This window comes from Exiguobacterium sp. A1_3_1, from assembly GCF_048985645.1.
GTDB classification, from domain to species: domain Bacteria; phylum Bacillota; class Bacilli; order Exiguobacteriales; family Exiguobacteriaceae; genus Exiguobacterium_A; species Exiguobacterium_A indicum.
In genome coordinates this window covers 1-9,448 of record NZ_WBYY01000128.1, presented here as the reverse complement: position 1 = coordinate 9,448, position 9,448 = coordinate 1, and the positions used below count along the sequence as shown (strand labels likewise).

At 44.4% G+C, this 9,448-nt stretch carries 10 protein-coding genes and 1 pseudogene; 2 read left to right on the top strand and 9 right to left on the bottom strand.

Annotated features, from left to right (window positions below):
* The 9 genes and pseudogenes from F8N00_RS13035 to yvfG form a co-directional block, all read right to left on the bottom strand.
* Window positions 1-234 (bottom strand): annotated as a pseudogene (locus F8N00_RS13035) (5-bromo-4-chloroindolyl phosphate hydrolase); the annotation flags it as partial.
* A gap of 244 nt (window positions 235-478) precedes the next feature.
* On the bottom strand, window positions 479-1,822 hold the full coding sequence (locus tag F8N00_RS13030) for a sodium-dependent transporter (RefSeq protein WP_023468596.1): 1,344 nt from the start codon (window positions 1,820-1,822) through the stop codon (window positions 479-481).
* 173 nt (window positions 1,823-1,995) lie between these two features.
* On the bottom strand, window positions 1,996-2,868 hold the full coding sequence (locus tag F8N00_RS13025; RefSeq protein ID WP_035396868.1) for a diacylglycerol/lipid kinase family protein: 873 nt from the start codon (window positions 2,866-2,868) through the stop codon (window positions 1,996-1,998).
* Complete coding sequence (locus F8N00_RS13020; RefSeq protein ID WP_023468598.1) at window positions 2,865-4,382, bottom strand: ABC transporter permease/substrate-binding protein; 1,518 nt, start codon at window positions 4,380-4,382, stop codon at window positions 2,865-2,867. Before F8N00_RS13020 ends, F8N00_RS13025 begins: the two co-directional genes overlap by 4 nt.
* Window positions 4,379-5,110: an ABC transporter ATP-binding protein gene (locus tag F8N00_RS13015; RefSeq protein WP_035396921.1), complete on the bottom strand. Its 732-nt coding sequence runs from the start codon at window positions 5,108-5,110 to the stop codon at window positions 4,379-4,381. The genes F8N00_RS13020 and F8N00_RS13015 overlap by 4 nt, the downstream gene beginning before the upstream one ends.
* Before the next feature lie 184 nt (window positions 5,111-5,294).
* On the bottom strand, window positions 5,295-5,930 hold the full coding sequence (locus F8N00_RS13010) for a 3D domain-containing protein (RefSeq protein WP_035396866.1): 636 nt from the start codon (window positions 5,928-5,930) through the stop codon (window positions 5,295-5,297).
* 347 nt (window positions 5,931-6,277) lie between these two features.
* The gene (locus F8N00_RS13005; RefSeq protein ID WP_023468601.1) at window positions 6,278-6,487 is read right to left on the bottom strand and encodes a hypothetical protein; all 210 of its coding nucleotides are present in this window, start codon (window positions 6,485-6,487) and stop codon (window positions 6,278-6,280) included.
* Window positions 6,488-6,547: 60 nt separating this feature from the next.
* Window positions 6,548-7,159, bottom strand: coding sequence for an NUDIX hydrolase (locus F8N00_RS13000; RefSeq protein ID WP_035396864.1), 612 nt, complete (start codon window positions 7,157-7,159; stop codon window positions 6,548-6,550).
* Window positions 7,156-7,386 carry a protein YvfG gene (yvfG, locus tag F8N00_RS12995; RefSeq protein ID WP_217448908.1) on the bottom strand — a complete coding sequence of 77 codons (231 nt, stop codon included), beginning with the start codon at window positions 7,384-7,386 and terminating at the stop codon, window positions 7,156-7,158. The genes F8N00_RS13000 and yvfG overlap by 4 nt, the downstream gene beginning before the upstream one ends.
* Before the next feature lie 79 nt (window positions 7,387-7,465).
* Between yvfG and F8N00_RS12990 the strand changes: the two genes are divergently transcribed.
* Entirely contained in the window at window positions 7,466-9,040 is a 1,575-nt protein-coding gene (locus F8N00_RS12990) for an FAD-dependent monooxygenase (protein WP_023468604.1), read from the top strand.
* A gap of 33 nt (window positions 9,041-9,073) precedes the next feature.
* Window positions 9,074-9,391 carry a hypothetical protein gene (locus F8N00_RS12985; RefSeq protein ID WP_023468605.1) on the top strand — a complete coding sequence of 106 codons (318 nt, stop codon included), beginning with the start codon at window positions 9,074-9,076 and terminating at the stop codon, window positions 9,389-9,391.
* Window positions 9,392-9,448 lie beyond the last annotated feature (57 nt).

The window sequence follows — 9,448 nt, the reverse complement described above, 5'->3', positions numbered from 1 at the left end:
CCCGACGAACTCATCTTCGTCATCAAGTAGTAATTTCTTTTTCACATTTTTCCGCTTGATTTCGGTCGATTTCCGTTCTGTCCGATATCGTCGACCTGGTTTTGTTCGATAACCGCTCCAAATGAACCACAAACCAAGAGCGATGAAGATTCCCGAGAAGTTGAACGTATCGGCCAATTGTAGAAATACGAACATCATACCGATGGAACCAAATATCCACCATGAAGACTTCATGTCATCCCCTCTTCCTTCGTACTGATTCTTCTATCAGGTTTACGTGTCTTTATTTTAACATTACGTAACGTCTAACAAAAAGTTTCCCGTTTTTCCGAAATGTTACGCCTCGTGTATTTATATTTCAACATACTTTTAAAAATATCGCATCAGACCGAAGAATGAACTATTCGTTCTTTCTTTCGCATGATTCTTTTGACAACAAATAAGGTAGTCGACAAAATTGTCGACTACCCATGATCTATTATCCGAACATTGGCCATACAAGGATGATCAAAATTGCGATCGGACTCAAGTAACAAACACTCACACGCCACACAGGCACGATTTTTTTCATGAATGGACTCGTCACGAGTTCCTGTTCGACAAGAGCTCGATCGAGCTTGTACCCAGCAAAAATCGAAATCAGTAAAGCACCAATCGGCATTAAAATATTCGAGACAAGGAAATCAACGCTGTCAAAGAACGTTTTCCCCATGAATTGAGCATCACTCAACATACCGAACGAGAGTGCGGACGGAATTCCGACGATCGCAATCGCAAGTGTCGCAAGCCATGTCGTCCGCTTTTTATCACGCGATGTCGCATTCTCCTTACGATCCGTTAATGAAGCAACAACGACCTCAAGCATAGCAATCGATGAAGTGATCGATGCGAAAGCAAACAGAAGGAAGAAAAGTGTTAAGAACAACGAGCCAAACTGGATCTGACTGAAAACAGTCGGCAATACGATGAAAAGCAATGCCGGTCCTTCTGCAGGGTCAAGACCCGAAGCAAAAACAGCTGGGAAAATAGCGAATCCAGCTAATAATGAGACCGCGACATTCATCGCGACGATCCATGCGGCGGAACGATTAATCTCGCCACGTTCCTTCATGTAGGAAGCATACGTCAGCATCGCTGATACACCGAGCGATAAGGAGAAGAACGCTTGGCCAAGCGCACTCAGGACAGAAGTTCGGTTGAGGACCGAAAAATCAGGCTGTATGAAGAATTTAACACCTTCCATTGCACCATCAAGTGTCAATGATCGAACGACAAGGATGATGAAGCACACGAATAATAATGGCATCATGATTTTACTCATTTTTTCAATACCGGATTGAACACCACGTAAGACGATCCAACATGTCAAAGCGAGGAAAATCAATTGCCCTGAAATGACATATAACGGTGAGGCGGAAATCGTTCCGAACAATTCACCAAGCGCACCACTGTCCATCGTCGTCAGGCGACCTGTGAAACCAAGAATGGTATAAATCAAAACCCATCCTCCGATGACGCTGTAGAAAGAGAGCAACAAGAAACAGGCGATGACACCCAGTACACCAATGAATGTGAACTTCTTATGACCAAGTGCCGAGAACGCTTGAAGTGCTGTTTTTCCACTCGTACGACCGATTAAAAACTCGGCAATTAAAACGGGCAGTCCAAGTAATAAGGTAAACACGAGGAACAAGAGTAAAAACGCGCCTCCTCCGTTCGTTCCAGTCGTGTACGGGAATTTCCAGATGGCCCCCAGACCAATGGCGGATCCCGCTGCTGCTAAAATAAATCCAACTTTTGAAGCCCATGCGTTTCCTTTCATGGTGCTCCACCTCCTTTTCAAAATACTTTTTCATTGTACAGAAAGAATCATTGAAAGTCATCCTTTATCAAATATTTTCTTTAAAGCGTCAAAGCATAACCGCATATATGTACTGAAAGATAAAAAAGAAGGCCGTTTTTTATGACGACCTTCTTTTCATTCATTACTTTATATTATTGTGTGCCTCCATACATGCGCAGATACTCCGGCAATACTTTAACTGTAACCGGTGTATGGATGGCTTTTTCACCATCTGTATCGATCACTTTTGCGTCTTTTGTTTTCAACTGAAATCCACTCGTCAAGATATGTGTAAAGGAAGGATCATTGGCAAGACCAATTTTTTGAAGGATCACATCTCGAATGGTTGTTAAATTTACTTCATCGACGATCACTAAATCAAGTTTCCCGTCATTATAGGCTCCATCTGATAAGTTCGTCTCGATTCCACCGAGCGATTCTCCGTTTGCCGCAAGAATGAGAACCGCTTCGCCGGTCATGTGACGACCTTCATCTAAAATCAGTTCATATTCGAAGGGTTGTGCTTCTAGACTTGAGCGAATCGTCGATAGATAATATCCCATCTTCCCGAGGCGTGCTTTTTCTTCTGTATCGATGCCAATCGATGCCTCTGCGACAAGACCGACACCAAGGAAATTCAAGAAATAGCTATTTTCGACTTGTCCGAGATCGACCTGAACAACGTGTTGCATCGCGATCGCTTCTGCAGCAAGCCGAGGAGCCATCGGTAAGCCAAGCGTTCGAGCGAAGTCGTTACAGGTCCCTCCAGGAATGATGCCGAGTATCGGGCGATCATCCAGTTTTGCGACCCCGTTGATTGTCTCAAACACCGTTCCATCTCCACCGATGACGACGACCGCATCAAATGCGGATGAATCTTCCGCAAATTGCATCGCATCTCCAGCTTGCTTCGTATTCTTGATGACGATTTCATCGAATAATGTACTTAATGGTTCGATGACTTCTCCAAGTAATCCGGTGCCGTTCGTCCCAGCTGTCGGGTTACTGATCAGTAAAAGTTTCATTGAATGACGCCTTCCTTCTTCAGGTAATCACGAGCGACCTCATTCGCCGTCTTTCCGCCGTATGCGACAGCTTCATTCATTTTTGACATCTCTTCATCTGAAATTTTACCTGATAATTGCTCAAGTGCTTGTTTTACTTCTGGATACTCCTCGATCGTCTCTTGTCGCAGAAGAGGAGCTCCTTCATATGGAGGAAATAGTTGCTGATCGTCTTTTAAGACGACCATGTCGTATTTCGCAATCTCCGGATCTGTCGAGTAAGCATCAATGACATCGATCTCACCTGACTCGATTGCTTTATAGCGCAATTTTGGTTCCATCGTGACGACTTTCTGGAAATTAACATCATATTTATCTTGAATTCCTTTATACCCATCCTGTCGATCCTTAAATTCTAACGTGAATCCAGCCGTCAACTGATTCGCGACCTGTTTTAAATCAGAGATCGTCTTCAAATCGTAACGGTCTGCTAATTTCTTTGGAACAGCTACAGCATAGGTATTGTTATAGTTCATCGGTGGTAGCAAGGCTAAATCTTGTTTTTCAAGACCGGCTTTTGCCTGTTCATACACTTCTTTTGCATCATTCGACTTCGGTTTTTCATTCGTCAAACTAGCGAGCACCGTTCCTGTAAACTCTGGATACGCATCGATATCACCTGATTCGAGCGCCTTATAGACGAAGGTCGTCTTCCCGAAGTTCGGTTTGACTTGTACCGTCAAATCCGTTTCATCTTCAATGACAATCTTATACATGTTCATTAAAATTTCCGGTTCTACACCTAGTTTTCCAGCGACGACGAGATCTGGTCGTTCACTGCGACCGACAGCAAAAGGTGCGACGACGATCGCAACCATCAAGACGACTGCCGTTACGAGACGTGCTGTTTGTCGTTTACGAGTCGCTACTTCCGTTTGACGTAATAAGCCGTCAAATAAAAGCGCGAGCAGTGCTGCTGGAATCGCACCGAGCAATAATAGATAGTTATCATTACGGTCAATCCCGAGAAGAATGATCGAGCCTAATCCTCCAGCACCGATCAGGGCGGCAATCGTCGCCGTACCAATGATCAGTACCATCGCGGTCCGAATCCCGGCCATCATAACAGGTAAAGCTAGTGGGAGCTCGACTTTCCAAAGGCTCTGCATCGGAGTCATCCCACATGCGCGTGCCGCTTCCTTAATCGAAGGATCAACTTCGGCAAGCCCTGTATAAGTGTTTCGAACGATTGGTAATAAAGAATACAAGACAAGTGCAATGATCGACGGTACTGTACCGATCCCGACAAGCGGTATCATCAAACCAAGTAATGCGAGTGATGGAATCGTTTGGATGACTGAGGTCACACCAATCGACCACTCGCTCAGACGCTTGTTACGTGATAAGTAAATCCCAAGCGGAATAGCGATCACACAGGCAATGAGCAAGGAGATGACAGATAATTGGATATGTTCGATCAACGCTTGAAGCAATTCAGTCTTCCGGTCTTGATACGTTTCGATCAATCCATTCATTCGACACTCCCCCTGACTTGACGCATGAATTCTTGAACGAACGGATCGTTACTTGCTAGTACCTCGTCCTTCGTACCGATGAAAGCAATCTCTCCAGCGTTCATCAGACAGATGCGACTCCCTAGTTTCAACGCTTCATTCATGTCATGCGTGACGAACAAAATTGTTTTACCAAGCTCTTCGTTTAGATGCAACAAATCATTTTGTAATTGTTCCCGTGAAATGGGATCAAGCGCAGAAAATGGTTCGTCCATCAAGATGACGTCTTGTTCTGCTGCGAGTGCCCGCATAACCCCAACACGTTGTTGCTGTCCACCAGAGAGTTCACTTGGATATTTTTTCTTAAGTGAGGTGTTTAACCCAGTCAACCGAAATAATTCATCGACCCGTTGTACTACTTTCTCCTTATTCCACTTCAATAACTCAGGTACGACGCTGACGTTCTCCTCAATCGTCATATGTGGAAAGAGGGCAATCTGTTGTAAGACGTAGCCAATTCGCCGACGGAGTTCATGTTCATTGATCGACATGATCGGTTCACCATCGATCCAAATTTGTCCTTCCGTATGATCAATCAATCGATTAACCATTTTCATGGTCGTTGTTTTACCGCATCCTGAAGGACCGATCAAACAAAAAATCTCGCCTTGTTCAACCGTAAAATTCACGTGTTGCACTGCCTTTGTTCCGTCTGCATACGTTTTGCCGACATCCTTGAATTCAATCACGAACCATCCCTCGTTTCCCGGTTTATTATCTTTGTAAAATTCCCCTTTCTTGGACATTCTAAAACCTATTCCGTCCACTCTTTCCCCTGTTTTCTAAATCCAACATCGAACAGATCGTTCTTTTATCCTTCCTCAAAACAAAAAAGACGATGGAAACTATCCATCGCCTAACCGTATACTGCTCTTATTCGAACGTCACCGTGACTTGACGGCGACCCCATTCTAAAGCTTCTTGTTTTGAACCGACAAGAAGATCCATGATTTTCCCGCGAATCGCACCACCAGTATCGAGCGCAATTGCGTCGCCGAAACCTTCTACATGTACCTTAGTTCCAAGCGGTACGACCGATGGATCGACAGCAACGATGCGACGTCCTTCGTATGTAATCGTATTCGTGACGTCATAACCCGATGCTGTTAAGGCACGACCATTATACAAACGGCTTCCATTGTTTTCTGGATTCGTCGTATATGCTGTCGTCTCAAACGTTTCCGTACGCTTTGTGGAACGGTTAGCGTTTGCTTGTGTTCGACTTTGTTTCTTTACCTGTCGTGTTTCCTTTTTGGCTTCTTGTGCTGCTTTTGCTTTTTGCTCTGCGTCTGCTTTTTGCTTAGCCAAGGCTTTTAGACGCGCTTGTTTTTTCGCCTCTGCTTGTTCACGCTTCTCTTGAGCAGCTTGACGCTTCATCTCTAATGGATTTTGTACGATCGTTTTCTCCGTACCGATCCCGATTTGTGCTGCCGACGCTTCATGTTGCGGCAATAGAATAAATATGAATCCCGCTATACAAAGGGAAAAAAGGAATGATGTTCGTTTCATGTTGATGCCAACCTTTCTCGCCGTTTTACGACCCGCACAACGTATCACGATGACAAATAGTTTGAAAAGCGAACACTATGAATTGAAATATATCTGTCAAAAAGTAACGAAATGGTTACACGCTTACAAAAAACGCTCTCAATCGTTGTATATCAACGTTTTTATATTTTGTAACTGTTCTGTTACGAATTAATCTTTGTTACTCTTTTGTAATAAATGTATCTTTTCGATGTTTTCAGTCATTTTGTCTAATTCTTCAAAAATCAAAAGAATGTAGGATTTCATTATTATTCAGTTCGCTGGATGAACATAAAAAAACACACCAACATGTGGTGTGCTTTCATGTGTTACTTTGTTTTTCGTTCTAACAATTCAATCTCTGACTTTAATAAGACTTGTTTTTCAAACTCTAATCCGAGTGCCTCAAAGTTTTTCGTGTGGGATACATCACCAACGACCGTATTTGTCAATACTGCCGTTACTTCCGCTACCCAGCCTTCTTTCGTTTTTACCATATCGCCAACGATATAATCGAATAACTCTTCTGTTTCTTCCATTTGACTCATCTCCTGACACGTTCAATTACAGTTAATCATATAAAATAACGACCGAAAAAGCTAGTCACGCGTCAATTGAGCTAAGAACTGGCGCAAGATTTTAGCGGTTAATCCCCAAATCAGATAATCCCCGTGCTCATAAAAGTGCTCCGTGACTGTATACGTACGATCCAGATAGGCTTCTCGATTCGCCATGCGTTCGGTTGGCACTTCCTTACCGGGGCGGATCCGCCACTCCATATCTCCTTTAATCGGCTTCGAAGTCATCAATTCCGTTAATGACACGAGAAACACATGATCGACTTCGGCCGGCGAAGGATTAAAGTCCGTCGCATGAAGAATACCAAGATACGGGTAAATGATCGACCGGTTCGGTGTCACGAGTGGTTCAAGCGTTCCAATCACTTCAATCTCAGAAGCACTGACATTTAATTCTTCGACCGTTTCACGGACAGCTGCTGCTTTCGGTAATTCACCATCATCGATCCGACCACCTGGAAAAGCGATTTCACCTGGTTGCGAACGTAGTGTCTTAGCTCTCACTTGAAATAACAAATAGACTTCGCCATCTTGCTCGACTAATGGAACGAGTACAGCTGCCGCATGACGAGGTAAACGTTCTTCAGAATCTACGTAATGCTTTCGGATATCGGCTAAGTTCACCTGTTTCATCGCCCTTCTTGTGCAACGTGTTGGTACGCCTCTTCCAGATGGCGCATACGGACGATGAGATCCGCATTCTTAGCAATCCGGTCCGATAAAATCGATCCTGCTACCGTCTTGTAATAGGCGTTTAACGCATGTCGTTTCGTCAGATGTGCCTCATTCTGACGGATATATTCTTTAAAATTCGCAATCAATCGTTCTGTCGTAAAAAGTTGTTCGTTCACAAGTTTCATCCTTTCACACGTCAAGCGTGTCATCAATAGTTTAATGGTAACGAGTTTTGGCTAAGATGTAAATTAAGGGGGGTTATCCGTGAATAAAAAATTAGATGTCCTCATTATCGGTGCCGGACCAACCGGTTTAACACTCGCACTCGCACTCTCACGCTATGGATTATCCTTTCGCATCGTCGAACGTGCAAGCGGACCATCTGTCGTCTCAAAAGCGATCGGGATTCAAGCGCGTTCTCTGGAGTTGTTCGCAAGGCTTGGTGTTGCAGAAGACTTGATGGAGAATGCAATCAAAATCAATCAAGGAAACCTCTATGTCAATGGTGCATGGCAGGCAAAACTTGATTTTACGGATTTGAATACACCTTTTCCGTTCGTCACGCTGTTGCCTCAAAGTGAGACGGAACGGATTCTCGAAGCGCAACTCGCCAAATATGGACACGTAGTCGAGCGCGAAACAGAATTAACAGGGTTTGCTCAATTTCCAACATTCGTTACAGCATCCTTACAACATAAAGGAGAAACAGAGACGGTCGACGCTTCCTTCATCATCGGAGCAGATGGTGCAAACAGTTTCGTCCGTCGTGAGCTCGGGCTTCCGTTCAGCGGGAAGTCGTTTAAAGAATCGTGGGCACTGGCTGACATCGAGGTCGACTGGCCGCTCTCTTCTGAGGAGGTTCATATCTTTTTCTCTGATCATGGCGTTATCGAGTCGTTCCCTCTCCAGTCGAACTTGTTCCGGATTACCGGCAATCTAACGAGCGGACCTGTTCCGACCGACCATAAAGCGATTGACGATTTTTTACAAAATCGAGCCAAAGTACCGTTTGAGCTCAAAAAAGTCCATTGGTATTCGATGTTTCGCGTCCATAACCGGATTATCGAGAAATTCGGACACCACCGGATTTATTTGATCGGGGATGCAGCACACATCAATTCACCCGTCGGTGGTCAAGGAATGAATACCGGAATTGCTGATGCGATGAACCTCGCTTGGAAACTATGGTGTGTCCATCAGTTCAAGGCGAGTTTTCCGTTACTTGATTCTTATAGCGTCGAACGTCGAGAAGCGGCACAAGGGATTTTACGATCAACCAATCTTGCAACGGAACTCTTGCAAATCAATATTCCCTTTTTATTACCCTTGCAGGAAAAAGTCATTCGTAATAGCCTCAAGATCGCACCCTTACATCATTTCGTGACGAACCGGATTGCACAGCTCAACAGCCACTACCCAGCGAGTTCGACCTTCGTCACACAAGGACACTTTAGTCCATTGACACCAAAACCAGGTGAACCGATGCCTTACAGTGAAGTCGTTCACCCGCGGACGAAAAAGAACGAACTATTGTTACGTCGTGCCGATCGGAATTTCTTATTACTACTGTTCTTACCAAAAAATGCAACCGATGATCTTCTTGAGCCATTCAAGGAACTCGCCTATACCTATCCCGATCTATTTGAGACAGTACCGATCCATCAATCCCTTAAAGAGGATGGTGTCGTCGATCAAGGTGGTGAACTTGCACGACGCTTTGGCATCAAGCAATCTGGATTATATTTAATTCGCCCTGACGGTTATATCGCGTATCGCCAACAAGGTTTGAAAAGTAAATCGTTCGCCCGCTATGTTGAACGTTTACTTTATGCGCGTTAACTCGGTATGATAGTAGGTGAGGTGAAGGCAAAGATGGATATACAGCTAGTTCGAACGGTTTTAATCATTCTTTTAGTCATTGCATTTCTCGTTATCGTCAGCAGACGAACGAAGGAAAACCTTCGATGGTCACTGATCGGGGAAGCATTTGGTGAAAAAGGAGAAGATTTATTAAAGGACGCTGCGCGACTCGAAGCAGCTGACTTAGAGATTCGAGTCGAACGCGGCGTCAAGACTTCGTTTTTATTCCGACGTTTCAGTAAAGACTTGGATGATCGCGTAGCGGTGTATGTCTTGAAAGAAGACTTGGATCAAGCTGAAGACATTCTTGCGTCTCGACCAAGACGATGAATTCAAACGAAAAGGCAGTGAAGCGAGCGCTTCACTGCCTTTGTTCTGTCTCTTATA

What these genes read in the sequence shown, in the direction of transcription:
- F8N00_RS13030 (WP_023468596.1), bottom strand. Translation starts at nt 1,822, where the DNA reads ATGAAAGGAAACGCATGGGCTTCAAAAGTTGGATTTATTTTAGCAGCA.
- F8N00_RS13025 (WP_035396868.1), bottom strand. Translation starts at nt 2,868, where the DNA reads ATGAAACTTTTACTGATCAGTAACCCGACAGCTGGGACGAACGGCACC.
- F8N00_RS13020 (WP_023468598.1), bottom strand. Translation starts at nt 4,382, where the DNA reads ATGAATGGATTGATCGAAACGTATCAAGACCGGAAGACTGAATTGCTT.
- F8N00_RS13010 (WP_035396866.1), bottom strand. Translation starts at nt 5,930, where the DNA reads ATGAAACGAACATCATTCCTTTTTTCCCTTTGTATAGCGGGATTCATA.
- F8N00_RS13005 (WP_023468601.1), bottom strand. Translation starts at nt 6,487, where the DNA reads ATGGAAGAAACAGAAGAGTTATTCGATTATATCGTTGGCGATATGGTA.
- F8N00_RS13000 (WP_035396864.1), bottom strand. Translation starts at nt 7,159, where the DNA reads ATGAAACAGGTGAACTTAGCCGATATCCGAAAGCATTACGTAGATTCT.
- yvfG (WP_217448908.1), bottom strand. Translation starts at nt 7,386, where the DNA reads ATGAAACTTGTGAACGAACAACTTTTTACGACAGAACGATTGATTGCG.
- F8N00_RS12985 (WP_023468605.1), top strand. Translation starts at nt 9,074, where the DNA reads ATGGATATACAGCTAGTTCGAACGGTTTTAATCATTCTTTTAGTCATT.